Below are 26,658 nucleotides of genomic sequence, written 5' to 3'. Positions count from 1 at the left end.
GCGCGCCGCTGGTCAGCAATTCAGCGTAAGCTTGCAATGTTGCCGAAACCAATAGAACGCACCCTCGCGCCATGAACCGCTGCCGTAATCCCGAGCATCCGCACTGCACCGTCTGGGTCATGCCCGGCGAGCAGCTGTGCGCGCACGGGCATGCCCAGCCGGAGAGCGATCCAGCGCCGGTAGCTGCACCGGCCGGGCTGCCGCCCAGCTTCGAAGCCATCAGCGCCCTGCGCGCGCAACGGACGGCGCAGGCACCAAACCCGGCGCCGGCACTGCAGCGTCCCCAATTGCACATCAGCGGCTTCGACCCGCGCGCGGCCGGCGGACGGCAAGCCATCAAGCTCGAGCTGCGCGGCATGCCAATGGACTGTGCCGCCGAGGTGCGCATGCTGGCGCGTTCCGGCCTGCGGCTGCGCGACGGCGACAGCTATGCCTTCCAGCGCACCTCGCGCGGCGACTGGCGTCCGGTATTCCTGGAATTCTCCTCGCGCGGTCTGGAGCACGGCCAGTACCGCATCGACATCGAACTGCACAGCCGCCACCCGCAGCAGACGACCGCGTCGCGCACCTGGACCTGCTCGCCGGTAATCCTGGTCCCGAGGCTGGACGCCAGCCTGGGCGAGATCCACCAGGCTTTTCTCGCGACCTACAAGAACGTGCGCGTGACGGCCGACGACGCCGGCATCGCACGGGTGCAGGCGCCGGGCGGCGGCCGCGTCGACATCGACGTCACGGCGCGCAACGCCTCGATCGCCCAGCTCGACCTGCGCGACCCGAACGAACGGGGTGGCAAGCTTGATCTCGGCTATTCCACCATCGCCTGGGACGAAGACCTGATCGAGATCGACGTGCCGGTGGCGCCCAGCATCCATCCCTGCCCTGCCACCACGGCCTGCCTGGTGCACGCGGAGCCGGATTCGGCGAGCCAGCGCCACCTGCGCCTGTTCGCACTGGACGAGTGCGTGCTGGGCCGGTTCGAAGACATCGAACCGGAAGCCGACCTGCTGCTGACGCATTACGGCGAGCACGGGGAAGAGCGCGGCGGCCTGACGCGGCGCCTGTCCGGCCGCCACGCCATCATTCGTCCCGGCCGCCATGGCTTCGAGATCGAAGACGTGTCGCGCTACGGCCTGCTGCTCGACGGCGTCTGGCCCGGCAAGCACACGCCGGTGCCGCTGCGCCTGGGCATGCGCATTGCGCTCACGGCCAGCATCCGCGGCGTGGTCGAACTGGAAGTCAGCGCGCTGTGGCCGCACGGGGTCGTGCTGCACCGGCTTGATGCCGGCGCGCGGGCCGAGGCCTTCTGCATCCTGGCGCCGGAAACCCACCCGGGCCATGCCGACTGCGCCACCCAGCCACGCGCGGCGGGGCTGCCGCTGCTGTTCCACCGCGACGGCGGCTTCTTGCACCTGGACCCGGTCACCGGCGTCGAGACGCCGCTGGCGCCGGGCGCGAGCCTGGAGCGCCTGCGCGGCATGGAACGCCAACTGCGCTTCGCCCTTGAACCGTATCCGGAAACGCGGGTGGAAACGCGCGCGCACACCCTCCGCGCCGGCGAGCGCCGGCGTGCTCAAGCCGCGGCCTGGCTCAACGCTTGAAGCGTCAATAGCCGGGCGGGCGCAGGACCAGGAAGATCAGGGCCGTGCCGGCCAGCAGCGCCGCCTGCAGCGCGAACACGATGACCGGAATCCTGAGGTGCTCTGGAATTTTCATGACGCCTCCTTTCGTTTGCGTGCCATAAAAATCCGTGCGTATGACGAGTCTACGCCTGCCGGCGCCGGATGCATACCGCTCCCTTCCGCAAGCTCGCGCCGCCGCTCGCCGCTTCGCTTTAGGCTAAGCATATCCAATGCACATGCGAGCGACTCGATGAAGATCCAACGAATTTCCCCTATTCATGCCACCGCCCTTGCCCTGCTGGTCGCCGCCGGCGGCGCCTCTGCCCAGCAGCCCGCGAAACCGGCTCCCCAGGAACGCGTGGGGCCGAGCACGGTCCAGGAACGCACCAACCCGACCAGCGCCAAGGCCGGTGTCGCCCAGGAAGGCAGCGACGCCGCCGACGCCACTACCCACCTGAACCGCGCCATCCAGGTGATCCACCAGATGGAGCGCGATCAGAAACTCGCCGCCCTGCTCTACAAATCGAAGGGCGTCTTCGTGGTGCCGGACTCGGTGCGGGTCGCGGTCGGTGTCGGCGCGCGCGGCGGCGCCGGGGTGCTGCTGGTGCGCCGCGCCGACGGCTGGGGCACGCCCTCGTTCTACAACATGGCTGGCGTGACCCTGGGCGCACAGCTGGGCGCCGAAGGCGGCGCGATCGCCTTCATCCTCAACGACCAGAAGGCGCTGAACGGCTTCATGCAGGCTAACAAATTCTCGCTGAACGCCGATGCCGGGCTCACCGTAGTCGACTGGTCGAAGAAAGGCGAAGGCTCGCTCGGCTGGGGCGACATCACGGCCTGGTCCGACACCGAAGGCCTGTTCGGCGGAGCGACAATCGCTGTCACCGACATCCGCTTCGACGGCGCCGAGACCGCCGCCTACTACCGCAAGCCGGTGAACGCGCGCGACGTCGTCGCAGGCCGGGTCAACAATCCGCGCGCCGTCGAGCTGCGCGCAGCCTTGGCCGATACCGGCACCGCCGCCGGGTCCGCCGGCTTCGGCGGCAGCAGCGACAGCAAGACCCGCAGCGGTGACAGCGACATGCGCCCGACCCGGCGCGCCGAAGGGAATAAATAAACAAACTCGTTTACTTATCTGCTGAGCTGACCTACACTCCTGGCATTGCTTCATTGCCAAGCCAGGAGTCGTATGCAACATCGTCTGCTCATCGGTAGCGCCTGCCTGCTCGCCCTGCTTTCGACCATCGGGGCCTCGCTCGCCTATCCCCTGCTGCCTCCGCTGTTCGCCGACGCTCAGCCCAGTGCCCTGAATGGCTTCCTCGGGCTGCCGCCCAAACTGCTGTTCGGGATGGCGCTGATGGCCAATCCGATCGGCATGCTGCTCGGCAGCGCGGTGCTCGGTTCGCTATCGGATGCCCTTGGACGGCGCCGCATCCTGCTGCTCACGACGATCGGCGCGGCTTGCGGCCACCTGCTGACGGCTTACGCGCTCTTGACCCAGTCCTATCCACTGCTGGTCGCCGCCCGCTTCGTCACCGGCGTATTGGAGGGGAATGGCGCGATCCTGCGCGCCCTGCTCGCCGAGCGCCTCGAGGGTCCGCTGCGCAACCACGCTCTCTCCTGGCTGAACGGCGCCCTCCACCTCGGCTGGCTGGCCGGGCCGCTGCTGTCGGGCCTGAGCGCGGCTTTTAGCATCACGCTGCCCTTCTATATCGCCGCCGGCGGCCTGTTGCTGGGCGCGGTGCTCTCGCTGCTGGTGCTGCAAGCGGAATCGACGCCGGGCATCCAGGGCGGCTGGTGGTCGCTGGCGCGCGAGCGTCACGCCTTCACCCTGCTGCGCCACAGCCCCTTGAAGACCCTGTTCCTGATTCACCTCGCCTACACCTGCGGCGTAGCGGGCTTCTACGAATTCTTCCCACTCTGGCTGGTCGAGGTGGGCGGCTACGACGCGGCCGGCATCGCCTTCGTCAACATGGCCATGTGTGGCGTCATGACCCTGACCGCCCTCATCGCCGGCCGTGCCCATGCACGCGACCCGCGTGCCCGCGTGAGCAGCCAGGCAGCCGCGGTGGCGCTCGCGATCCTGTGCGTCGGCATCGGCAACCTGTGGGTGGGCATAGCCGCCATCATCCTGTTCGGCCTGCCGCATGCCTTCTATAATGCGACGCTGCAGGCCTGGGCGGCCGACCGCTTCGCGCAGCATGGCCAGGGCGCCGTCATGGGCCTCCTGTCGACCACCTTCTGCGTCGCGCACATCATCATGGCCTTCGGCGGCGGCCTGCTGGCGATGTTCGATACCCGGCTGGTGCTGATCGTCGGCGGCCTGCTTGCCGCGTGGGCCTCTCTGTCGATGCGGCGCTGGAGCCGCGCGGCTACGGCAACCCAACAGGAATTCGCATGAACACGGCTGAACAGACCTTACTGCTGCTGAAAACCCGCGGACCGCAGACGGCCCAGACGCTGGGTGAGGTCCTGCACCTGACCTCGATGGCGGTGCGCCGCCAGCTCGAGGCGGCCGAGGAAAAAGGCCTCGTGACCCACGTCGACAAACCGGGCAAGGTCGGCCGCCCGGTGCGCCTGTGGCAGCTGACGGAACTCGGCCACGCGCGCTATCCGGACCGCCACGCGGCGCTGACCCTCGATCTGCTGCAGCAGGTGCGCACCCTGTTTGGCGAGTCCGCCATCGACCGTTTGATCGATGCGCGCGAGACGGCCAGCGAAGCGAGCTATCGCGCCGCGATCGACCCGGCCGCAACCCTGCCGCAGCGCGCCGCCACGCTGGCGGTGCTGCGTGATGCGGAAGGCTACATGGCGGAGGCCACGGTCGGCGAGGATGGGAGCGTCATGCTGGTCGAGAACCACTGCCCGATATGCGCGGCAGCGCGCAGCTGCCAGAATTTCTGTCGGTCAGAGCTCGATGTGTTCCAGCGCGTACTGGGGCCGGACGTGAAGGTCGAGCGGGTCGAACACCAGCTGGCCGGGGCGCGGCGCTGTGCTTACCGGATCGAGCCGATCGCCTAAAACGCTAACAGGACCACACGAGAGCCAATCAGTGCGATGATGGTCAGGTTTGACAGTCATGCCACGCTTGGCCCTGTTCCGTCCGGAAGGCGGCTTGGATAAAGAAACCCCTTACCGATCTGTAGTGATAATTGGCGAGTATTTGGCAAATTTGACAGCGGTATCATTGTTGAGCGACGTGGCACGCTCTGATGCCCCTACCGAAGCAGGCGCCAATGACCAGCACCCATTATCCTGTGTCCGGAGACCCCATCGTCTTCTTTGACTTTGAGACAACCGGTCTTAGCCCGACCAATGATCTGATCATCGAAGTAGCCGCAGTCAAGTACGTGCCTGGCGCCGATGCACATCCTCATCTCCAACATTTAATTGCCATTGACCGTCCGCTACCCAAATTCATCACTAAGCTCACGGGAATCAATGACGACATGCTGCAGGCTCACGGCCGGCCAATGGCCGACGTCCTGGACGAGTTTATTGCCTTCGTCGGCGATCATCCTGTTGTCTCGTTCAACATAAGCTTTGACAGCCGCTTCCTGCGTGCTGCTGTTGAACGTCATGGCCGAAAGCCGCTCAGGAACCATGCGCATTGTGCGCTTGAGCGCGCCCGAATCGCTTGGCCAGACCTCCCTAGCCATAAATTGGTCAACATGGCGAGGCATCTGAACCTGAATCCCGGAACGGCACATCGAGCACTGGACGATACGCTCCTGGCTCTTGAGGTCTACTTCCGCTCTTTCCATGTAGATGGACTGCAGGAACTGCCGAAACCTTCAGAGAAGACGATTGCGGTTGACAGCCCTACAATCATCCCAACGATCAACGGGCCGAGACAGTTCAGGATTGAAGTGTTAGGGACCAAACGTCATCAAGAAGTATTTGAATCCGTATGCGGGCCAAGGACCAGAAAAGGTGTGGCTCTCGATATCCAAGTGCAGCTTCGGGTCGAGACCAGCTCCAATGCCGTCAAAGTCCTTCTTCAGGAGGAAGTGATTGGCAATTTGTCGCCGCGTATGGCTCAGGACTTTCGGCGCGCGCTTGTCGAAGGCGACCTCGCGGAGTTTAAGCACTTTGAATGCTCCGCAAAGATCCGCGGTGGAAAAATCAGCGACTCACAAGGCGAAGGTGACTATGTCATGTGGCTCGACATTCCCCAAGATGACGATTGAAAAGTAAATTTCGAAGAACCAGGCCGAGGTCTGACATTTGAACACACGCTCATCCATGGTGCACATGGAGGGCATGTCTCGTTGTTAGACTGATCCTCACCGCACCTGAAGGTCAAGCGAGTCCAGCACCGGTGGGCCAAGGCACGGCGCTGCGATTACCGGATCGAGCCGATCGCCTAAGACGCACTATGCGTTTGCTGAAATCAGTCGCGAATTTCGACCTCGGCGTCCAGCCACACAGTTGGTTTGGCGTTTAATATGGAACCGGGGTTGGGGCTCAGGTTGAACGTCATTGATTTGGGCTTGCCACTCACCCGAATTTCGCTCCTGGAATCTGCCAAGGGTTGTAGCCCGCACATTGAACAAAGTGGAACCGCGTCGGGAGGTGTAACGCTGACCGTTGCGGTTGCATAAGTAACGCGGTCTTTCGAAACCGCCTTTGCTCCCCGCACCGATACCTTCAGCGCCTTCCCGTTCATGGGCATGGTGCAGCCCGTGATCTCCCTCGCATAAAAGCTGGCAGCGCGACCTTGATCGGAATAGACGGGGATTTTTCCACGCACCTGGCAGAGCTTCGTTATCCGGGTTACTCGGCCCTTGCTGGCTTCGATCAGCTGCACCGTAACAGCCATTCTCGCTTCGCGCAGCAGCGCGGGTTTGGATGGTGGTGGAGGAATTGCGTGGGCCGGCAACGCGCTGAGTAAGAACGGCATCGCCAGCAATCGATGTCGGAACACGCTGTGCTCGATCGCAGCGGATAACTTTTCGTACGCATCAAGGCATATCTTCATCGCGACCATTGCTGTCCCACTGAAGAGCGTTAATCGGACTGCGGACGACTTCAACACAGGGTGCTCGAGGCTCAGCCAGCATACATCAGCTATCCTGAGGCCCCATCTTCCGGTGCCGCATAGATGTCTACCGTGAGGCCGATATGTCGCTCCCCGAGCATACGCATCGTTTTTGGCGATATGTCTACGCCTTCGTTCGACTCCTGCATGAACCAGCCGCAGAAGAGGTCAATCTCGAATCGCGTGGCAAGCGCTGCCCAAACAACCAGGCCGACATCGACACAAGCCAGCACCCGGGAAACCTGGCGGTTGAAATCTGCACTCTCCGTAGCTTCCGCTTCAAGTATCCATGCCCCGGTCTTCTTTACGATAAGCGCGCCGGATGAGCTCAGATGTTCATCGCCCTTGACCCACCCTTTTGTAGGCCGATGACCGAACACACCGCTGAGTTCATCGGGAACGAGATCGTCGCCAAACAGACGAAGCGCTGCCTGACACCGGTTTAATCCTGCCATCGTCCTGCGCCTCCACAGTTAAAACAAAGCTCAGATCTGAAACTGCACCCGGCCTCTCCTATAGGCAATCTCTGGCGACGGAAAGACGTGGCGCCACCACAACTCAGCTTCAGTCCGCCTCCTCGGTTTAACAAGGAGTCGTTGCGACCCTCCTACCAAGAAGCGTAGCATCGACTCGGCGGACACAGCCTTCGGCCCGTATGGTCGGGAGCAATAAAAATGTCCACCACTTCGGATCTTAATGGAAGGAATGGTCATGAGTAAGCGAAGAGACTTCCTGCGGACTGCCTCGGGTGTTGGCATTGCCGTCTCCACTGGGGCACTGCTTCCGAGCCTTGTCAATGCCCAGGACGGGCGCAACGCGAATGTACATTACATCGATCCGGGCGCCGTCGAGCCGGGGAACGGAACGCTTGCCAGTCCCTACCGCTCCTGGACCAGTGTTTCCTGGACACCCGGCCATACCTATTTGCAGAAACGGGGCACGACGTATTCGGGTGTGTTTCAAGTATCAACAAGTGGAACCGAAACACAACGCATCAATATTGGCGCCTACTTTGGCCCCGACGGCAGTGACGATGCGACGCGGCCAAAGCCGATTATCGTCCTGCCAGGGGCGCCCACCATGCCCGCCGATGGCGCCTCGATCGCCGTGTACGGAAAAGAGCGCGATTTCCTTACCTACCGCAACCTCGATATCCGTAATAACGCCCTGCCCGACGATAATGACATGGCAATTATCTGGCTGGGCAACAGCTGCATCTTCGAAAATAACAACGTGAGCTCGAATTGTGCCGGCGTATATATCTTTGAAAAGAGCCAGGTGACGGTGTCGAACTGTGTCCTCGACGTCATCGGCAAGGACAGTACGCGAGGCAACCAGGGAATTCTGGTCGCCGGAGGCAGGAATATGGACGGGATCCGCCTCCTCAACAATACTGTCCGCCACCGCGGTGGTGGGGGCACAACATCGTATGGAATCCGCTGCGAAACCTATAACGGCTCCTCGTTCCTGACGCGCCTGCTCATTCGCGGGAACCGCGTTTCTCCTCCCCCAGGTGTGGCCTACAATCCGAACCGCCGAGCGATCGGCATTTATCTAATCAACGGCCAGGCCGCTACCTTGGACTGGAATACCGTCACCGGCATGTTGACGGGTATCTTTATCAATGGTGGAGAACGCAGCTACGTGGGGAATAATAACTGCAGCAACAATATGAATTTCGGAATTCATATCAGTGGCACCGCCCGTTCTTACATCATCGAGCGCAACCTCTGCAATGCCAATGGTGGCAGCTTGACCAGCACCTATTACGGCCGGGGTATCGAGTTATCGTCCAAAGTCGGCCAGGGCGCCGTATCCGGCCATACGATCCGCTACAACACCTGCATGTTCAACTACAACTACGGTGGTCCGCTGGACAACGGGTCCGAAGGCGTCGGCATCGGTGTGGACGACGGGGCCAACCAGTGCCTGGTATACGGCAACCTGGTCTCGAATAACGAAGGAAACGGAATCCAGGTGTACGGCGGCGGCGATCGGGCAAGGTGGCCAGACACTGGCGGCCACCGGATCGAGTCCAACCTGCTGCATGCCAACTGCAGTTTCTCCGTCATGAGCCGGCGCAGTGGAGGGAAAACGCCTAGCGCGTTCCAGGCGCATATCGCCCTGGCGTACGTCTACGGCAGTCCCACCGTCGTTGCCAACAACCGGTTCTCCGGACGCACCAGCATGAAGATCTACACCGACGGTACGAACGAAAAAATCACCTTCGCTGGCAACGTCTAGCAAAGACACGATGCAGGGCAAACTTGCTGGCCAAAACGCGTCCAGGCTTTATGCATTTCAATCCCGCCGCTCGTCATGCCGCCACGCCGCCGGCCAGGCCGGCAGCGGAATGCGTTCGCTATCGCCGGGCACCGGCACGAAGGCATCCGCTTCCCAGTCCCGCGCCGCCTGCTCGATGCGCTCGCGGCTCGAGGACACGAAGTTCCAGAAGATGTAGCGCCGACCGTCCAGCGACTCACCACCAATCAGCACGAAGCGCGCGCCAGCAACGGACGACACCCGCACAGGCATGCCCGGCTCGACCATCGCCATGGTATTCGCGGGAATCGCTTCGCCGTCGACCTCGATGGCGCCGATCGGCGCATACACGGCGCTCTCCTCGGGCAATCCGCCCAGGTCGATCGACGCGCCCGGCGCCAGCTGCACGTCGAGGTAGAGCGTGGTGCTGAAGGTCGGCACCGGCGAGCTGCGGCCAAACGCCGTGCCCACCAACACCCTGACCGTCGCGCCTTCGAATTCGACTTCGGGGATGTCCTGCGCCGGCGTGTGCGAAAAGGCGGCCGGTGCTTCCTCATGCTCGCGCGGCAGCGCGGCCCACAGCTGCAGGCCGTGAGTGCGGCGCACGCGGTCGAGCAGGTCGTCGGGCGTGCGCTCGGAATGGACGATGCCGCTGCCGGCCGTCATCCAGTTGATGGCGCCCGGCTCGATACGCTGCTCGGTGCCGAGGCTGTCGCGGTGCATGATCGCGCCCTCGAACAGGTAAGTGACGGTTGCCAGCCCGATGTGTGGATGCGGGCGCACGTCGTGGCGGGCGCCGGGCTGGGCTTCCACCGGTCCCATGTGATCGAAGAACAGGAAGGGCCCGATCGACTGGCGCGCGGCCGCCGGCAGGATGCGCCTGACCGTGAAGCCGCCGCCGAGGTCCTTGTCATGCGATTTGAACAGGTGGGCGATGGCCATGGCGATTCCTCCGTGCTTGAGTGATTCGCTTACTGTACACCATCCGCCACCAGGTATGGCAGCTGCCCTAGATCAGCTCGCGCACCACGCGGAAGCCCACGATGTCGTTCGACAGCACGCTGGAAAAACCGTTGCGCAGCGCCGAGCGCAGGTAGCGCGGGTTGTAGAGCCAGGAGCCGCCGCGCAGGATGCGGCGCGCGCCGTCGCCGCCGGTCTCCCAGGCGCTGCCGTCCAGCGGTGCGCCTTCGTAGTTGTCATGCACGACGTCCTGCACCCACTCCCATACATTGCCGTGCATGTCGTACAGGCCCCAGGGGTTGGGCGGGAACATGCCGCTCGGCGTGGTGCCGCCACGGTAGGCGCCGCGCGGGCCGCCGTTGTAGGTGAAGCTGCCGTCGTAGTTGGCCTGCTCGGGACTGATGCTGTCGCCGAAGCTGAAGGCGGTGCGGGTGCCGGCGCGGCAGGCGTATTCCCACTCCGCTTCGCTCGGCAGGCGGTAGCGCTTGCCGGTGGCTTTGGTCAGCCACTCGACGTAGCGCTGGGCGTCGTGCCAGGTCACGCCCACCACCGGGTGCGCATCGGTCTGCGGGAAGCCTGGCTCCTGCCAGTTCACTTCGCCCTGAGGCTCCCAGCTTGTCGCCTGCACGAACACACGCCACTCGCCGACGGTGACGGGATAGCGCCCCATCGCGAAGGGACGCTCGATGCCGACCCAGCGCTGGGGGGTCTCGCGCTCCAGCCATTTTTTCTGGGCGCCGGCCGCCATCGCGATCTTGCGCTCGTGCTCGTGGGAGCCCATCTGGAAGCGCCCGGTCGGGATCAGGACCAGCGAGGGCCCGCTGCCGGCACCAATCAGGAAGGGGTCGCTCAGCACGCCGTCGCCGTCGGCCACCGGGCTGCCCGGCGTCGGCATCAGCTGCTGCAGTTCGCTCGCCGTGCGCGCCGCCTGCAATTCGCGTGCGCGCTTCTGCTCAAGCAGATAGGCCGCGGCGGCCTTGGCCTGGGCCGCCTTGCGCAGCGCCTCTTCCTCGGCCAGTCGCGCCTTGGCAAGCTCCTCGTCGCGCTTGGCCAGCAGTTGCTGGCGCAGCGCTTCCTTGCGTGCTGCCCGCGCTTCTTCCTGGGCCGCGCGCTCGCGCCGCTGCTGTTCCCGGCGCTGCTGCGCCAGCAGGGCCCGCGCCGCCGCCTTGGCCTGTTCCTCGGCCTCGCGCTGGGCGGCCAGTTCGCGCGCGCGGCGCTCCTGTTCCGCGCGTTCGGCGGCCTCGCATGCCGCGATTTCTTCCGGCGACGGGCCGACGGCGTTTTTCAAATTTTCCAGTAGTGCCCGCACGGTCGGCGGACGCGCCGCCGGATCCTGCGCGAAGCCAGCGCGCAGGGCTTCCCATTGGTGCGGCTTCAGGCCGGCCGGAGATGCCCTTAGCGCCGGCGGCAGCGCGCCGTCGAGCATCTGGTAGATCATCATCGACACCGCGTACACGTCCAGCGTCGGCGCCGGCTGTCCGTCCGGGCTGCCGGCTTCCGGCGCGCGGTAGCCGGCGGTGCCCGAGGTACTCGGCGCATCCAGCGGCGAGGTGCTGCCGCTGCCACGGGCACGCGCCGCGATGCCGAAGTCGAGCAGTTTCACTTCGCCGCGTTTGGTCACGAACACGTTGCCCGGCTTGATGTCGCGGTGGACCAGGCCGTGCTTGTCCCAGGCGTAGTCGAGGGCCGCGGCCACCGGTTCGATCAGGGACAGTACCCGCTCGAACGGGAGTCTGCCTTCGCGTCCCAGCAGGCTGTCGAGGTCCTCGCCCTCCAGGCACTCCATGATGATGAAATAGCTGGCGGTGGCCGGGTCCTGAGCCCATTCGTAGACGCGCACGATGTTTTCGTGCGCCAGGCGGCGCGCGCGCGTGGCTTCCTGGATCAGGAGCTTGGCTTGCGGCGCGGACTGGGTCAGCTGCGGCGGCAGGATCTTCAGGGCCACCTGGGCGCTGTGGCCCAGCTCCGCGTGGGTGGCCAGGTCGGTCGCCTGCCACACCTGACCCATGCCGCCATGCGCGATCAGGCGCTCCAGGCGGTAGCGACGGTTCTGTGGCCCCAGTTCCTGGCCCGCCATCAGGCCGATCTCGGTACCGGGGCGCGTGCGCGGCGCCGGCGCGTCATCCATTTCTGCCGCTTCCGGCGCCGGCACATAGGCCGCGTCCAGGATCGCGTTCTTGCGCAGGTCGAACTCGGTCCGGCTCAATAGCCCGTCCTCGTGCAACGCACGCAACTCACGGATCTTGTCGATGGCAGTCTGCATTGCTTCGCTTACTTGTCCTTCAATGCACGGGCCTGGGCCGCCAGCAACTCGACCTGGTGCTGGCGGTCCTTGTCGACCTCCAGCTCGCGCCGAGCCTGCTCGTCCCGCACCAGCTGCAGCGCCTCGGCGGAGCTCAGCTTACCCTCGCCTGCCAGGCCGGCCAGTGCGGCCAGCTGGTCGGCATCCATGCCCGCGTGCACGCGCGTCTTCATGTAGTCGTTGAGCAGCGCCGCATTTGGCGCCGCACTCAGCGCCAGCTTGGCGGTGTCGTCCATCGCGGCAAAGACTTCCAGGCGGCGCAGCTCGAGCGCATGGCGCCGCTCCTCGCCCTCAAGCCCGACGTCCTGCATGGCACGGGCCTGGCGCGCATCGAGCTCGATGGTGCGGGCAAGCTTGTCCAGCTGGGCCGTGGTACGGGTAGATTCGATGCGCTGGCGCGCCTGTTCGTCTTCCCACTCCTGTAGGCGCTCCGCGTCGCGGCGGCGTGCGGTATTCGCCAGCACCAGGCTCTGGTGCTGCGCGACGTGTTCCTCCTCGTCGATCTCGCGGGCGCGGCGCGCCGCATCGGCTTCGCTCTCGCGCAGCCGCGCCAATTCTGCGCGCTGGCGGTCGGCATCCTCGATCAGGGCGGCCTGCTCGATCTTGTAGCGGATCTGCTGCTGCAGCACTTGCTGCGAGAAGCGCTGGCGTGCGATGACCTGGGCCTGGCGCGCATCCTGCTGCGCCACTTCGAGTTCGCTGCGCATGCGCAGCTGGGCCAGCGTGCGCAGGTGTTTCCATTCCTGGGCTTCGTCGGCGCGGCGGGCGCCCTTCTTCGCCAGTTCGTGTTCGAGTTCCGCCAGCACGTCGCCCGCCCCGCGCTCCAGCGCCTGCTTGCGCGAACTGGCGTCGAGGACGCGCGCATACAGCTCGATCTGGCGCGCACGCACGGCGTGGGCACGGTCGGCGCCCTGCAGCGACAGTTCTGCGCGGGCGATGGCGTCGTCCTGGCGCAGCTCGCGTTCGCGCTGGCGCACGCGCGCCGCCTGCTCGGCGCGACGAACCCGCTGCCATTCCTCGGCATCGTAGAGCTCGTCCAGGTGCTTCGCATGCTCGACGCGCACATGGCGCTCGTCGGCCGCCAGCCACAGGCTGCCCACTTTGGCGCGGTTGGCGTCGTATTTGTCGTGGCGCAGTTCGACGGTATCGACCTTCACCACCGCCAGCCCATACTCGGCCAGCAGCAGTTTCAGGCCGCCCTGCAGGCGCTCGTCCAACTGCTCGCGCAGTTCACGGTGACCCGCCATCTCGCGGATCGAGCGTGCACCGACGAATTCCTCGGCCAGCTGGCGCACTGGCGCAGTTAACAGTTCGCGCAGTTCGCTTACGCCGATGGTGCCGGGCGTGGTCATGAAATGGCGGGCAAATGCCGGCACGTTCTCGATGCGCACGCTGACCGTGAGGCGCGCGCTCACTGCCAGCTGCTCGCTGGTCGCCACGTCGTTGAAGCGGAAGTCGACCGGCAGCGCGCCGGTGCGGGTGACCAGGATTTCGGCGTGCTGGTCGCGTAGCAAATGGTTCAGGCGCGTGAAGAAGCCTTCGATCTCGTACTCGCCCTGCGGCACCTCGGTCGCCTTGTCGCCCTGCAGGATGTAGGCGCGCGCGGTGGCCGGCACGCGCAACGTCTTGACGAACACGCCGGACAGCTCGCGTACACCGAAGAACACGGCCAGTTCGTCGGGACCGGCGACCCAGCGGTTTTCCTTGAGCAGCGGCGGATTGCGTGGCGCGCCCAGGATCAGGCCGCAGCCCGCGCAATAGCGCGCATCGCCGCCATTCTTGCGCTCGCAGCGCGGGCAGCTGGCGCCTTTCACTCCGAACATCTGGAACATATCCGACTCCGTTTCGTTACAACACATTGCTGATCGATTCTAGCGCAGCTGAGCGAGATTCAAATGATCCCGATCCTGTCCACGCACGCCACACTGGCGCCACGCGAGCGGATGGACTCGCGCCAGCCCTCGGGCAACTGGCTTTCCCAGGCGCGTGGCACCAAGATCCGATCGCCCGGCGCGGCTTCACGCGCAAGAAGCGCGCATTTCGGCGCCACGCCCTCCACCGTCTCGACCTGTCCCGCGTGCCAGCTCGATGACTGCCCCGTCGCCAGCACCCGGCCGCGCGCCAGGAATTCGCGTCCACGCGCCATGCGGTCGGCCATGACCAGCGCCAGCTCGAAGGAGCCGCCCTGGAAGTGTTCGACGCCAAAGCGCACCGTGGTGCGCCACTGCCCCAGGCCGCGGCCGTCGAAATGGCGCGCCCCTGCCATCACCCCCCGTACCCGCGCCTGCAGCGCAGCGTCCACGCCAGGCGCGGCGATGCTCGCCTCTTCCTCGCCTTCGTGCGGCGCGGGGCGCACGCTCACTTCCACCCAGCACAGGCTGTCGCCGGCACCGCCGCTGTACAGGGGGAACCAGGCACGCGCCGCGGACACGCCGGCCGCCGGATCGGGGTGGCCACTCAGGGCGCCCAGGTGCGGCAAGCCGTCCGCGCCGCCGAGCAGCACGCCCACCGGCGCCTGACCCAGGCCGTGGCCGTCGATGCGCCCGAGCTGCCAGGCGTCGGACCAGCCATTGGCCACCACCGGAGCGCTAGCCTGCCAGAGTCCGCGCACCATGCGGTCAGCCAGCACGCAGGCCAGCTCCCAGTCACGGCTGCCGGGCATCGGTGCGCGGTCCAGGCTCAGCACCACCTGCTCGCGGCTGTCGAAGCGCGCTTCGGTATGGCGCGCCAGGCGCACCACTTCCTGCATGCGCTGCGCGATGTGCGGGGCGTCCGGCACGCTGCATTTGACGTCCGCCCGGCCGCCGCGCGGACGCACGGTGGCGGTCACGGTCAGCATCGAACCGTCCGGCGCCAGGCTGCGGACTTTGACATCGGGGGCATTCATGCCGCCACCTCGCGCCGCGCCGCGCAGTCGCATTCAAGGTTGGCGACGATGCGGTCGGCCTCTTCCAGCAGCAGCGGCACCAAGGCAGCATCGCTCAGCTTCATGCGCGCCAGCAGCGCCCAGGCTTCGTCGAGTGCGGCCGCGGCGCGGCGGCTGTGGCGTGCACGGCGCAGCTGCTCGGCACCTGGCAGCGGCTGGCCCGGGGCGGCCAGTTCCAGCGCCGGCATCGTTCCCACCGACAGGCTCACCAGGTCGAGCCGGCGCAGCAGCTCCTGGTGGTGTCGAAACGCCGCGCAATCGGCCGGCAGGATGGCCAGGCGCCAGCCGCACATCAGGCCGGGCAGTTCCAGGAACAGGCGCCGCAACGCTTTCGCGTCTTCCGGCGCCGCATCGAACGCTTCCTGTTGGGCCGGTGCCGCAGCGGGAACCGGCTGCAGCGCCAGCCGGGCTGCCAACAGCGCCGCCATGTCGCGCGAGCTGCCCAGGTCGACCGGTACGCAGTCATCCACCATCACGCCGAAGCGGGTGTACAGCAACTGGTTGAAACCGGTGCGGAAGGCATTCCACTCCTCGAACGTGGTGCAGGGCGGCAGCTCCAGGTTGCCCTGGGCCAGCTCGCGCTGCAGGGCCGCCTCCAGCGACGCCACAAAGCCGCCAAGGGCCACCTGCGCTTCGCCTTCGCTGGCCAGGTACAGGTCGAAGCGCTGCTGGGTTTCGCGCGGGTCGGGCGTGTCGATCGCAAAGGCGACGCGCAGGCCGATCTCCGGCGCGGCCGCAAAGGGCAGCAGCTCGCACTGGTACGGTCCCGGATGCACGCACCAGGCGCTCTCCCCTTCGAGGATCGCGGCGCGCGCCCCTTCGCTCAGGCGCCGCGTGTGGCCTTCGCGATTGGCCAGCACCGCAAAGCACCCGGCCGGCACCGTGCAGCCTTTCGTCAAGGGCAGCGCGATGATGCCCGCACCGAGCCCGGCAAGGTCGGGCTGCGGCTGGCGGAAGGGCCGGGTAAACAGGTTCAGCATGCCTTGGTTCCGGTCGGCTCCACGGTGAAACGGGCGCCGTGGCGCTGGAAGTGGACGGCGGGCGCATCGGCAAAGGGCCAGGGGCCTTCGCACTCGCCGTCCGTGTCGAGGGTGCCTTCGAGCACCGTGCTGCCCGCCCCATCGCGCACGCGCAGGGGCTGCCCCTCGCGCAGCAAGGTAGCGGCGAGCGGCGACTGCGGGTCGAGCTGCAGGATCACGCGCGCGCCGACGAAGTGCAGGCGCCAGGCGCCGTCGTCGGTAACCAGGGTCTCGAGCGCGGTGCCGCTGTCGGCGGCGCGCAGCATGCCGCCACTGCCCTGCCAGCGGTGTGGCGCCGTTTGCGCGCGGCGCCCATCGGCCAGCGTGCGCAGGCGGCGAGTCGTCAGCGGCGAGGCCTGCAGCGCCGTCCGTTCGCCCGCCGTCAGGGGACGGCTGCCGTCGAGCGCCCCCAGGAGCACCGCGTCGTCCAGCATCAGGCGGTCGCCCTCCACCCGGCGTCCTGAGAGCAGCTGCGCCTGCAACTTGCGGTCCAGTTCCGTCATGCCCATCATCTTGTCTCCTCATTGCCGGCGCTACTGAGCCGGGCGATCGCCGCGTCGCGCCGTTTGCGCAAGGTCGGCAGCGACACCCCGTCCAGCATCGCGAGCTGCTGCATGGTCGGCAGTTCGCCGGTGGCCGGGTCCAGCCATTCGGACGGATAACTGTCATCGAAAGGTCCGAGCAGCTTCAGGTAGACCGCCAGCCGCACCGGCAGCGTATCGTCCACCATCATGCGCAGTGCCCAGCTGCCGCGCTCCTGCGCCGCCGCTGCCATCTGAAGGTAGCGGGGGGATAGTGAAACCTGCTGCGCCACCTGCTCGGCCAGCAGGGGCAGCGGCTCGGCAGCCTGCTCGTCGTACACCGGCTCGGCAAGGTCGAGTTCTTCCTGCCGCGCTTCGAGAATGCGGTCGGGTCCCGGCGTGCTGGCCTGTTCGGATTCGCCGATCACGCGCCAGTAGTCCTCGAGCCAGGCCGTCGCATCGTTCGCGTCCTGCAGCCAGTCGCGGTCGCCGTTTGCCGACAGCGCCTCGTATTCGCCGATCTCGCGCAGCATGGCGCCGATCTTGTCCGGGCTGTCCTTCAGGGCGGCAAAGCGCTTGGAGCGGGTATGCAGCGGCCCTGGTGCGCCGGTGAAGCGCTCCAGCGATTCGCTCCAGCGCAGGATCCACTCGGGCCGGCAGCCGGACACGCCGGCCAGCAGCCGCGCCTCGATCGGTTCCGCCTCCACTGAACGCGCGAGGATGGCGCCGACCTGCTCGCGGTGCTCGCGCCAGGCCTTGAACAGGCGCGCGACCTCGCCGTAGGCCGTGTCCAGCATCCGGTAGGCGTACATGCGGTTGGGGCTGCAGGGGCGGCCGCAGGCGGCCTGGTAATTGTCGCTATCGACCTTGTCGCGCAGGACGGCGTACAGGTCGTTGAATTTCTTGCGCAGCAGGGCTTCGCCGCCGGGCATGTTCCAGAAGGCGCCCATGCGCGCATGTTCCCCGGCCACCGCCGTGCACAGGGCCGCCCAGTCGCTCGGGCGCGCTCCCAGTTCGTAGACCAGGCTCAGGGCCAGTTCGCGCACGCTGTCGCCATAGCTGTTGCCTGGCGCCTCGCCACGGCCACCGTCCACGCGCAGCAGGCGCGCCACGGCGTCGACGTACTCCGGCAGCAGCGCTTCGCCCTCCGACCCGGCCAGCCGGACGGGATCGATGCGGGCGAGCGCCTGCAGCGAGCATTGCCCGAGCAACTTGCGGACCTGCTCCCAACCGTGCTCCTGGTACCGGGTTCCCGGCAAACGCATACCTTCCTCATCCTATGGCCATCCGCACAAGAGCGGATTGTCAACAGATGATGCCATACAAACACAAAATCGAGGCGCGCAGATGAGGGTCATTCCCCCTTCTGTTCGGGAGACTGCTGTTGCATGTGTTTTAACAGCGCAGCCACCATGGGCGCCGCATGGGCGCCACCGGTCAGGCTGGACTCGCTGACGAAGGCGGCAAAGGCGAGCCGGCGCGTCTGCCCCGGCAGGCTGCCGGGCTCCAGCCAGCCCATGAACCACACGGTCGCCATGCCGTCGTCGCCGGTCGGCGCAGTGCCGGTCTTGCCGAACAGGCCAGGGCGCAGGCGCTCGAAGTCCTTGCCGCGGAAGGCCGAGGTCGCGGTGCCGTGGTCGATTACGCCCTTCATGCCGGCGCGGATGCGGTCCAGGCGCACGCCCAGTTCCCGGCCCGGCTGCGGCGCCGCTTCGCGGCCGTCGAGTTCGAGCAGCAGGCGCGGCGTTACCGTCCTGCCCTGCCCGACCGCGGCGGCGACCAGCGCCATCTGCAGCGGTGTCGCCTGCATGCGCAGGCCGATGGCCATCTGCCGCACTTCGTGGCGGGTGGCGATCGGATCCAGCATGGCCGGGCTGGCCTGTAGCGCGTCCCAGGCCGACCAGCGGAAGTCCTGCGGCAGCAGGCCGCCGTCGAGCCGCAGCGGCGAGCCGAAACCGAGCCGACGCGCCATGCCGGCAACCGGGCGCAGCGGGTCGATCGCCCCTGCTTCGAGCTCGCGCACGCCTGTAAGTCCGCCCTGGGCACGGCCACCCAGGCTGCGGTCGCCCAGTTCAGCCGCCCAGGCAAACCAGGTGTTCACGCTGTAGCTCATCGCCTGCGCCAGGCCGAAGCGGCCTTCGACGGCGCGCGCTTCGGCCAGTTGTTCGCGGAAATTGGTGATGCGTGCGCCGCCATCCACCGGGTAGGCAGGCGCACCGATGCGGAATCGGTAGCCGGCATCATCCGCCATGGCGTCGATCTCGGCCAGGGGCAAGCCCTGCAGCAGGCGCTCGAAGCGAGCATCCTCGCGCGCCGCCGCTTCCAGGCCCAGGGCGGTGACGACCTTGAAGGTCGAGCCGGGCGCGCGGGCGGCGCCGCCGTCGTGCTGGAAGGCCGGCAGCCGCAGTGGGCTGCGTGCAGGGTCGGCGCGGTCGAAGTCGCGCAGTTCCGGCCAGCGCGCCGCATCCGCCGTGCCCACCCCACCTCCGGCTGCGGCCAGAATGTCGCCATTGCCGGCGTCGAGTAGCACCAGGCCCGCTTGCCGGCCCGCCGGCACCGGCTGCGCGCCGTGGCAGGCCTTGCCGTCCCACTGGCCCTGGCGCAGGCCGATGCAGTCGAGCGCCGCCTGGGCGATGGATTGCAGGCGCAGGTCCAGGCTCAGGCGCGCCGTATGGCTGGCCCCTGGGAGGCGCGCCAGCATGCCGGCGATGCTCGACGCATGGTCGCGGTGCACGCCCAGCAGTGGGCCGAGTCCGGCCGCCTGGGCCGCCGCGCTGGCCCTACCGTCGGTCCACAGGACTTCGCCGCGGCTGCCGGCAAGCTGCACCTCGGCCGTTGCCGGCCGCGCCAGGGATTGCGTCACGGGGAGCGCGTGCCAAGCCAGTCGGCCATCCTGGAGCCGCAGGTGGCGATAGGCCGCATCCGCGCTGCCGGCCAGTTGCGCCAGGTCGAGCGGCTCGACCTCGAGCACGATGCGGCGCGCGCCCGGCAGCGGCGCCAGCTGCACGCGCTGGACCGCGTCGCGATCGCGGCAGGCGCGCCCGTCGCAGGCGCCGCTCACATTGACGGTTGCGCCCTCGACCCGGCGCAGGCGCCCGGCCAACAGCAGCTCAGCCGCTTCTCCGGCGTCCAGCGTGAGCACGGCGCTAGCGCCCTGGCCGCCATGGTCCCAGGCGCCGACCCGACGCCACGGCGCCCAGCCTTCCGGCAGGCGCGCGAACAGGCGCATCGCCGCCACCGGCAAACCTTCGTCCTGCGTCACCGGTACGCCGCCGACGCTGGCCTGCCACTGGCCTTGGCTGCCGGAACGCACGCGCCAGGCCAGCAGGCGGCGCTCGCTGTTAAAGACGTGAAGCTGCTCGCGCACGAAGGCGCCGTCGGCGCGGTAGTACAGGCGCTCGAGCAGCCGGCGCCCGGCATCGTCCAGCGGCACGGATTCCCAGCCGGGCAGCGGCGCGCGATCTTGGGGCGCAGTCGCTTGCCAGGCAGCCAGGTCGCGCGGCGCCAGCTCGGCCAGGCCGTTGCGACCCAGAAGAATGAGGCCGCGTGCCTGCAGTTGTTCGAACAACAAGGCGTCTTCCAGCCCGCGCGGGGGCGTCGCCGGCACCCGGTATTCGCCCGGCGCGAGCGCCAGCGGCGGCAGCACGGTGCCCTGGCCGAAGGCCTGGACCAGGCCCGTTCCGTCCGTGCCCGCTACCGCGCGCTGCACCAGCAGCTCGCCGGCCTGCGGACAGGCGCTACTGGCGCGGCGCGTGAAACGCAATGCGCCGTCCTGCCACACCAGCCAGCCCGAGCTGCCCAGCAGGCCTTCGGCCCGGGTGCCGCGCACGGCCACGCCATTGCCGGCGTCGCCGATCCAGCTTGCCCTGCCGGCGCCGGCGTTCCACAGCACGCGCAGCGGACGCCGCGCATCGCCGCGCAGTTCGACGCGCGGCATGTTCGAACCGGGCAAGGCCAGCAGCGCGGTGCGGGCCGGTGCAGCCACTTCTGCAAACGGGTAGCCGATCCGCAGCGGCAGCGTCCCGGCACACAGGTCGACACGCAGCGGCGTCTCGAGGCGCATGTGTGACGCCACCACCAGCGCCGCGCCGCCGTGCTGATGCACGGAGATGCCCGGCTCGCGCGGCACGCGCACGGTCACGCCGCCCAGCAGCGGCTGCAGCGTGGCCAGGGCAGCGCCGCCTTGCTCGGGCTCGCCGGCGGTTGGCAGCGAACGGGCCGCCAGTGCCAGCACCAGCGCGCCGAGCGCAGCGGCGCCAATCGCCAGCAGCGTCCACAGGTTGATGGACACGCGCGGCGCCACTGCCGTCTTGCTGCCGATGCGCAGGTTGCGCGCGCGCCGCCGCGCCGTCCGGCTGGCGGCAAGGCTGTCCATCAAGGAGGCAAGCGTGGCTGTCATCGTGGTCCGCTGGTTGGCGCGGCCGGATGCGGCCGCCTCGCAATTGCTTAGCGGAGGGCCGGTGAAACCCATCCGTGCGCGCTGCGGCATGCACGCATCGGCGCGGGATTTTTGCAGCTTATCCCGCGTTTTCCGCGTCTCGTCGCAATCCGTTCGCGGTCAAGGAAGCCTTGTCCTACAGTGCACACATCGACCACCCACCTGAAGGAGCAATACCATGAACATCATGAAGCATATGGAAGCCGTCTTCGTCGTCGCGATGAGCCTCGCGGTCTCGGGCAGCTACCTGCTGGACGCCATCCCCGAAGCCCAGGCCCGCAACTACACTGCCGACGCCGCCATGGTGGCCAGCGGCGACAAGGTCGCCGTCGTGACCGTCAGCGCAAAGCGCCTGTCGGCCGAAGAAAAGCAGATCGCCGGGGCGCGCGGATGAGTGCCGCAGGCCTGCCCGCTGTAGCGTCAAGGCGACAGCGGGCGGCCCCTGGCGCCGCGATTTGTATCACGCTACTGCAGCGTTTGCCTGCCCTTCTGTTTCAGATGTAAGTTTCTGCTTCAACGCTCCCTTCCGCCCTGCTACGGCGATATAGTGGGTCATCCGCTTCTGGATCTGGAGACCCGACATGAAACCTGCCTACACCCTCGCTGCACTGATCGCCCTTGGCGCCGCATTCGCGCCGCTGCCGTCGATGGCGCAGACCGACTTCCAACTGTATATCGGCTCGGCCCCGCCGGCGCCCATCTATGAGGCCGTCCCCCGCGCGCGCCACGGCTATGTCTGGGCGCCCGGCTACTGGGAATGGCGCGGCCGCCGCCACGACTGGGTGCCGGGCCACTGGGTCGCCGCCCGCCCGGGCTACGTGTATGCACCGCCGCGCTGGCACCAGCGCCAGGGTGGCTGGTACATGGAACCGGGCCGCTGGGACCGTGATCGCGACGGCATCCCCGACCGCTACGAGCGCCGCGGCTACGCCCCGGTGTACGCAGGCGGCTACCGCGATGGCCGCGACTACTACCGTGACGGCCGCCGCTACGACCGCGACCGCGACGGCATTCCCGACCGCTACGAGCGTGGCGGCCGCCGCGACACCGACCGCGACGGCGTACCGAACCGCTACGACCGTGACCTCGACAACGACGGCGTGCGCAACCGCCGCGACCGCGACATGGACGGCGACGGCGTGCCGAACCGCTACGACCATCGTCCGGAAAATCCGTATCGCCGCTGATACCGGCATTCCAGGAACGGACCAGAAAGGCAGCTTCGGCTGCCTTTTTTGCTATAGTCTGCGCCCATGATCGACCACGCCGTCCTGCTCGCCGCCGCCTTCAAGGGCGAACTCGCCGCCAGCCGCAAGCTCGCTGCCCGCACCGGGATGCCGGAAGCCGAGGCGCTGCACGCCACGCTCACGCTGCAGGCCGGCGCTGCCGGACTGGCCCAGTTGCTGGCCGAGCGTGCGGCGCTGCGCCTGCGCAGCGAACAGGGCGCCAGCGCGCGCCGCGCCCAGGCCGCCGCCAGCCTGGCGCGCCGCAGTGCACCGTCTGGCGCGCCGGCCTGGCGTGCCTGGTTCGACGGCTCGGCGCGTCCGAATCCGGGCCGCTGCGGCATCGGCGCCGTCCTGATAGGCCCGGACGGCTTGCGGGTGGAAGTCTCGCGCACGGCAGGCTATGGGAACAGCAGCGAAGCCGAGTACCAGGCCCTGATCGCCGCACTGGAGGCAGCCGTCGCCCACGGCGCCGAGGCACCAAGCTTCCACGGCGATAGCCAGGTGGTGGTCGATGATGTGAACGCCCCTGACAGCGCGAGCGCCGCGGCGCTGCGCCCTTACCGCGAGCGGGCGCGTGCCCTGCTCGCCCAACTGCCCGGCGCCACGCTGCGCTGGATCCCGCGCCACAAGAACACGGCCGCCGACGCCCTGTCGCAGCGCGCCGTGCCGCCAATCACCGAAGACACGCATGAACGATCCGAAGAATCCTCCGAACCTTGACCTGGCTACCTGGCGTCCACGCCTGGCCGCGATGGCCGCAGGCGCCAGCGGCGGCGACGGCGCCCACGACAGCGCCCACCTGGAGCGCGTCTGGCGCAATGCCCAGGCTCTCTTGGTGCAGCACCCCGAGGCTGACGCGCTGGTGGTGATGGCCGCCTGCTACCTGCACGACCTGGTCAACCTGCCGAAGAACGACCCGGAACGCGACCAGGCATCGCGCCGATCCGCCAAGCTGGCGCGCCACCAGCTCGCATGGATGAACTTCCCGCCCGAGAAGCTGGACGCGGTGGCGCACGCGATCGAGGCGCACAGCTTTTCGGCCAGCATCCAGGCCGAGTCGCTGGAAGCGAAGATCGTGCAGGACGCCGACCGCCTGGATGGACTCGGCGCGGTCGGCCTGGCGCGCATGTTCTACATCGCCGGCCGCATGGGAAGCGGCCTCGCGCACCCGGAGGATCCACTCGGCGTGCAGCGCGAATTCGACGACCGCAGCTACGCGCTCGACCACATCATGGTCAAGCTGGCCAAGCTGCCGGGGATAATGCAGACGAGCGGCGGGCGCGCGCTGGCTGACGAACGGCTGGCGCGGCTGCTGGCATTTCGCGAGGAATTCGCCGCCGAGAGCGGCGCTGCGCTCCGGCTTTAGCGGGGAACGGCGCGCTTGCGGCGTGCGGCCGCCAGTCCCGCCAGGCCCAGTGCGCCCAGGGCCAGCGAGGCCGGTTCCGGTACCTGGGCCGGTGCGCCTTCGAGCGCGCCGAGCGCGACGTCGTCGAATGTAATCCAGCCGTTCTCGCCGCTGAAGGACACCGAGCGCGCAGTTCCACCGAACAGGATCTCCATCTCGCTAAAATTGCAGAACAGGTCGTTCCCGTCCAGGCAGCCGCCGATATTGACCGCCAGGCTGAGTGAGCCCAGCAGGTTCCCAGTGCCGTTCAGACCATCGAACAGCCGCACGATGCCCGGATCACCGGCCGCATAATGGAATCCCAGACGGGTGTCGAAACCCGCCGCCACGTTCATGACCGCGGCGCCGCCATCGAAGAAGGTCAGGACGGTGGCTCCCGAAGGCATGCCGCTGATGGTACCGTGGCCGCCGGCGTCGCTGTCGATCAGCGCGATGCTGTCCGCCGAGAAGCTGATTCCGTAGTTGGTGCCGCTATTGCCGGCTTCGTCAGTGTCGCCGTTGTAGAAATTCCCGATTTTGCTGAATTCGGCGATCCCCTCGAAATCCAGGACGATCGGGGCGGCGCAGGCGTTGCCTGCGATCAGTGAGGCTGCGGCCGCGCACGCGCAGGCAAGCTTCTTCAAGTTTGTCATTATTATCCCTATGATTTGGCTGCCGGGAGTGGCACTTATGGGAGAGCAAGATTCGTGCCGATGCGGCAACAACGGGGCGCACTGAGGAATCCTCCAAAACCACCGACCCGAACTGTCAAGTTTTTCGACATACCGGCAGACCATCCCGTTCGGTGGGCGCTTGCCCAATGTTAAGATAGCTGCCTATCCCCCAGTCTGAGGCATCCATGTCCAGCTCGACGACGTTACCGACTTCCAAACCTGGCAAGCTGAATTTCGTCCTGGTCTGCATCTTCATCGACATGCTCGGCATCGGCCTGATCGTCCCGGTGCTGCCGCTGCTGGTCGGACAGTTCGTCCCCAGCCGCGACGATCAGGCCCTGTGGTTCGGCGTACTGGGCTCGACCTTCGGCGTGCTGCAGTTCCTGTTCATGCCGGCGCTGGGCGCCCTGAGCGACCGCGTGGGGCGGCGCCCGGTGCTGCTGTACTCGATGGCGGGCATGTGCCTCAATTTCCTTGTCACGGCCTGGGCGCCGACCCTGTTCTGGCTGTTCGTCGGCCGCATCATCGGCGGCATGTCCTCGGCCAGCATGTCGGTGGCCGCGGCCTATGCCTCGGACATCTCGACCAAGGAAAACCGGGCGAAAAGCTTCGGCAAGATCGGCGCCGCCTTCGGCCTCGGTTTCATCTGCGGCCCGGTACTGGGCGGCCTGCTGGGCAATACCGACCTGCACCTGCCCTTCTACGTGGCGGCGGCCCTGGGCGCGGCCAACCTGGTCTACGGTTACTTCCTGGTGCCGGAGTCGCTTGCTCCCGGCAAGCGTCCACCCTTCGCCTGGTCGCGCCTGAACCCGCTCGCCGCCCTGCTGCGCCTGGCCCGGCGCCAGGACATCCGCGGCCTGCTCATTGCCATTACCTTGGTCACCTTCGGCCAGATGATGCTGCAGTCGACCTGGGTGCTGTACACCACCTTCCGCTTCGACTGGACCCCGCGCGACAACGGCATCGCCCTGTTCTGCGTGGGACTGGTGTCCGCCGTGGTGCAGGCCGGGCTGCTGGCGGTGCTGATCCGGCGCTTCGGCGAAGTGCGGCTGTCGCTGCTGGGTATTACCTCGGGCGCGTTTGCCTTTCTTGGCTACGGTTTGGCGACGCAAGGCTGGATGATGTATGCCCTGATCCTGTGCAACGTGCTGTCCTTCGCCGCCGGGCCGGCGCTGCAGGCCATCGTCTCCAAGTCCACCCCGGCCGACCAGCAGGGTGAGCTCATGGGTTCGCTGCAGTCGATCAGCAGCCTGGGCGTGATCGTCACGCCGCTGATCGGCACCGCGATCCTGGCCCGGGTCAGCCACCTGCCGTCCGGCGACTGGCGCCTCGGCAGCCATTTCTTCCTGTGCGCCGCTATGCAGGCGTGCGCCGTGCTGGTGGCCTGGCTGTACTTCCGCACCCACCGCGTCCATGACAGCCACGACGAGCACCACAGCGTGAACGCCTGATGCCGGGGCTGGTCCTGGCGGCCGTGCTGTGCGCGGCCCTGCTGCACGCCGCCTGGAACGCGGCCATCAAGGCCGAGCCGGACAAGCTGCGCGCGGCCGGCGCGGTCACGCTCGGCGCCGCCCTGCTGGGGGCGGCGAGCCTGCCATACCTAGCAGCGCCGCTGGGCGCCAGCTGGCCCTACATCGCCGGCTCGGCCGCCCTGCACCTCATCTACTACCGGCTGCTGGCCGCCACCTACCGCGACGCCGACTTCAGCCACGCCTATCCCCTGATTCGCGGCGCGGCGCCGGTGCTGGTTGCGCTGGCCAACAGCGGCAGCGAAGCGCTGCACCCGGCGCAGGCGCTGGCGCTCGGCCTCGTGTTCGCCGGCGGCGCCGTGGTCTGCGTGGGCGGTGGCGGACTGCGCGCCTCGCGCCGCACCCTGGGACTGGCCCTCTTGACTGCCGTGATAGTTGCCGCCTGCACCCTGGTCGATGGGCTGGGCGTGCGCCGCTCAGGGGCGCCGGCAGCGTACACGGCCTGGCTGTTCCTGCTCACGGGGCTGGGCGTGACCCTGACCGGCCCGCGCCGGCTACACGCTGAGCTGGGCGCCTATGTGCGCGCCCGGCCCCTGCTGGTGCTGGGCGGCGGCATCGCCACCGTCGGTTCCTACGGCATCGCGCTGTGGGCGATGACGATGGCGCCGATCGCCGTGGTGGCGGCGCTGCGCGAGACCTCGATCGTGTTCGCGGCGGCGATCGCCGCCTGGGTGCTGCGCGAACGGGTCGGACCCGCGCGCATCGCCGGCGCCGTCCTGATCGCGGGCGGCGCAGCGGTACTGCGCCTGGCGTGACG

At 67.5% G+C, this 26,658-nt stretch carries 23 protein-coding genes; 12 read left to right on the top strand and 11 right to left on the bottom strand.

The window, feature by feature from the left end:
• Positions 1-71: 71 nt before the first annotated feature.
• The 5 genes from LK539_RS11680 (at position 72) to LK539_RS11660 (ending at position 5,809) form a co-directional block, all read left to right on the top strand.
• Entirely contained in the window at positions 72-1,598 is a 1,527-nt protein-coding gene (locus tag LK539_RS11680) for an FHA domain-containing protein (protein WP_227801075.1), read from the top strand.
• Between the two features lie 271 nt (positions 1,599-1,869).
• Entirely contained in the window at positions 1,870-2,736 is an 867-nt protein-coding gene (locus LK539_RS11675; protein ID WP_227801074.1) for a lipid-binding SYLF domain-containing protein, read from the top strand.
• 72 nt (positions 2,737-2,808) lie between these two features.
• Entirely contained in the window at positions 2,809-4,020 is a 1,212-nt protein-coding gene (locus LK539_RS11670; protein ID WP_227801073.1) for an MFS transporter, read from the top strand.
• Positions 4,017-4,640: a metalloregulator ArsR/SmtB family transcription factor gene (locus LK539_RS11665; RefSeq protein WP_227801072.1), complete on the top strand. Its 624-nt coding sequence runs from the start codon at positions 4,017-4,019 to the stop codon at positions 4,638-4,640. The genes LK539_RS11670 and LK539_RS11665 overlap by 4 nt, the downstream gene beginning before the upstream one ends.
• 215 nt (positions 4,641-4,855) lie before the next feature.
• A complete protein-coding gene (locus tag LK539_RS11660; RefSeq protein ID WP_227801071.1) occupies positions 4,856-5,809 on the top strand; it encodes a PolC-type DNA polymerase III in 954 nt (317 codons plus the stop codon).
• Positions 5,810-6,012: 203 nt separating this feature from the next.
• On the opposite strand, the gene LK539_RS11655 is transcribed toward LK539_RS11660, so the two are convergent.
• Both LK539_RS11655 and LK539_RS11650 read right to left on the bottom strand, forming a co-directional pair.
• The gene (locus LK539_RS11655; RefSeq protein ID WP_227801070.1) at positions 6,013-6,609 is read right to left on the bottom strand and encodes a hypothetical protein; all 597 of its coding nucleotides are present in this window, start codon (positions 6,607-6,609) and stop codon (positions 6,013-6,015) included.
• 80 nt (positions 6,610-6,689) lie between these two features.
• Complete coding sequence (locus LK539_RS11650; RefSeq protein WP_227801069.1) at positions 6,690-7,115, bottom strand: DUF4279 domain-containing protein; 426 nt, start codon at positions 7,113-7,115, stop codon at positions 6,690-6,692.
• A 256-nt stretch (positions 7,116-7,371) separates the two neighbouring features.
• On the opposite strand from LK539_RS11650, the gene LK539_RS11645 reads away from it, so the two are divergent.
• Positions 7,372-8,904 (top strand): right-handed parallel beta-helix repeat-containing protein, encoded by a 1,533-nt coding sequence (locus LK539_RS11645; protein ID WP_227801068.1) that lies wholly within the window; start codon positions 7,372-7,374, stop codon positions 8,902-8,904.
• A gap of 57 nt (positions 8,905-8,961) precedes the next feature.
• Here the strand turns inward: LK539_RS11645 and LK539_RS11640 are convergent, their stop codons facing one another.
• The 8 genes from LK539_RS11640 to LK539_RS11605 form a co-directional block, all read right to left on the bottom strand.
• Positions 8,962-9,864, bottom strand: coding sequence for a pirin family protein (locus tag LK539_RS11640; RefSeq protein ID WP_227801067.1), 903 nt, complete (start codon positions 9,862-9,864; stop codon positions 8,962-8,964).
• A 67-nt stretch (positions 9,865-9,931) separates the two neighbouring features.
• Positions 9,932-12,145, bottom strand: coding sequence for a bifunctional serine/threonine-protein kinase/formylglycine-generating enzyme family protein (locus LK539_RS11635; protein ID WP_227801066.1), 2,214 nt, complete (start codon positions 12,143-12,145; stop codon positions 9,932-9,934).
• A gap of 8 nt (positions 12,146-12,153) precedes the next feature.
• The gene (locus LK539_RS11630) at positions 12,154-14,016 is read right to left on the bottom strand and encodes a hypothetical protein (protein WP_227801065.1); all 1,863 of its coding nucleotides are present in this window, start codon (positions 14,014-14,016) and stop codon (positions 12,154-12,156) included.
• A gap of 59 nt (positions 14,017-14,075) precedes the next feature.
• Complete coding sequence (locus tag LK539_RS11625; protein WP_227801064.1) at positions 14,076-15,071, bottom strand: hypothetical protein; 996 nt, start codon at positions 15,069-15,071, stop codon at positions 14,076-14,078.
• Complete coding sequence (locus LK539_RS11620) at positions 15,068-16,090, bottom strand: hypothetical protein (protein ID WP_227801063.1); 1,023 nt, start codon at positions 16,088-16,090, stop codon at positions 15,068-15,070. Before LK539_RS11620 ends, LK539_RS11625 begins: the two co-directional genes overlap by 4 nt.
• Positions 16,084-16,641: a hypothetical protein gene (locus LK539_RS11615; RefSeq protein WP_227801062.1), complete on the bottom strand. Its 558-nt coding sequence runs from the start codon at positions 16,639-16,641 to the stop codon at positions 16,084-16,086. The genes LK539_RS11620 and LK539_RS11615 overlap by 7 nt, the downstream gene beginning before the upstream one ends.
• Complete coding sequence (locus tag LK539_RS11610; RefSeq protein ID WP_227801061.1) at positions 16,638-17,915, bottom strand: hypothetical protein; 1,278 nt, start codon at positions 17,913-17,915, stop codon at positions 16,638-16,640. Before LK539_RS11610 ends, LK539_RS11615 begins: the two co-directional genes overlap by 4 nt.
• Before the next feature lie 89 nt (positions 17,916-18,004).
• Complete coding sequence (locus LK539_RS11605; protein ID WP_227801060.1) at positions 18,005-21,049, bottom strand: penicillin-binding transpeptidase domain-containing protein; 3,045 nt, start codon at positions 21,047-21,049, stop codon at positions 18,005-18,007.
• A 217-nt stretch (positions 21,050-21,266) separates the two neighbouring features.
• On the opposite strand from LK539_RS11605, the gene LK539_RS11600 reads away from it, so the two are divergent.
• The 4 genes from LK539_RS11600 (at position 21,267) to LK539_RS11585 (ending at position 23,680) form a co-directional block, all read left to right on the top strand.
• Positions 21,267-21,482, top strand: coding sequence for a hypothetical protein (locus tag LK539_RS11600; RefSeq protein ID WP_227801059.1), 216 nt, complete (start codon positions 21,267-21,269; stop codon positions 21,480-21,482).
• Between the two features lie 187 nt (positions 21,483-21,669).
• A complete protein-coding gene (locus LK539_RS11595; RefSeq protein WP_227801058.1) occupies positions 21,670-22,275 on the top strand; it encodes a binary toxin-like calcium binding domain-containing protein in 606 nt (201 codons plus the stop codon).
• A gap of 66 nt (positions 22,276-22,341) precedes the next feature.
• Positions 22,342-23,034, top strand: a complete 693-nt coding sequence (locus tag LK539_RS11590) for a ribonuclease HI family protein (RefSeq protein WP_227801057.1) — start codon at positions 22,342-22,344, stop codon at positions 23,032-23,034.
• Positions 23,003-23,680 carry an HD domain-containing protein gene (locus LK539_RS11585; protein WP_227801056.1) on the top strand — a complete coding sequence of 226 codons (678 nt, stop codon included), beginning with the start codon at positions 23,003-23,005 and terminating at the stop codon, positions 23,678-23,680. The genes LK539_RS11590 and LK539_RS11585 overlap by 32 nt, the downstream gene beginning before the upstream one ends.
• On the opposite strand, the gene LK539_RS11580 is transcribed toward LK539_RS11585, so the two are convergent.
• Positions 23,677-24,351 carry a PEP-CTERM sorting domain-containing protein gene (locus tag LK539_RS11580; protein ID WP_227801055.1) on the bottom strand — a complete coding sequence of 225 codons (675 nt, stop codon included), beginning with the start codon at positions 24,349-24,351 and terminating at the stop codon, positions 23,677-23,679. The two genes, LK539_RS11585 and LK539_RS11580, sit on opposite strands and share 4 nt — an antisense overlap.
• Before the next feature lie 206 nt (positions 24,352-24,557).
• On the opposite strand from LK539_RS11580, the gene LK539_RS11575 reads away from it, so the two are divergent.
• Together LK539_RS11575 and LK539_RS11570 are read left to right on the top strand one after the other, a co-directional pair.
• Positions 24,558-25,823 (top strand): TCR/Tet family MFS transporter, encoded by a 1,266-nt coding sequence (locus LK539_RS11575; protein ID WP_227801054.1) that lies wholly within the window; start codon positions 24,558-24,560, stop codon positions 25,821-25,823.
• Positions 25,823-26,656 (top strand): EamA family transporter, encoded by an 834-nt coding sequence (locus LK539_RS11570; protein WP_227801053.1) that lies wholly within the window; start codon positions 25,823-25,825, stop codon positions 26,654-26,656. Before LK539_RS11575 ends, LK539_RS11570 begins: the two co-directional genes overlap by 1 nt.
• Positions 26,657-26,658: the final 2 nt, after the last annotated feature.

Source organism: Massilia sp. IC2-476 (assembly GCF_020707295.1).
GTDB lineage: Bacteria > Pseudomonadota > Gammaproteobacteria > Burkholderiales > Burkholderiaceae_D > Telluria.
The sequence above is the reverse complement of the archived record's forward strand: the minus strand, read 5'-3'. Positions and strand labels throughout refer to the sequence as shown.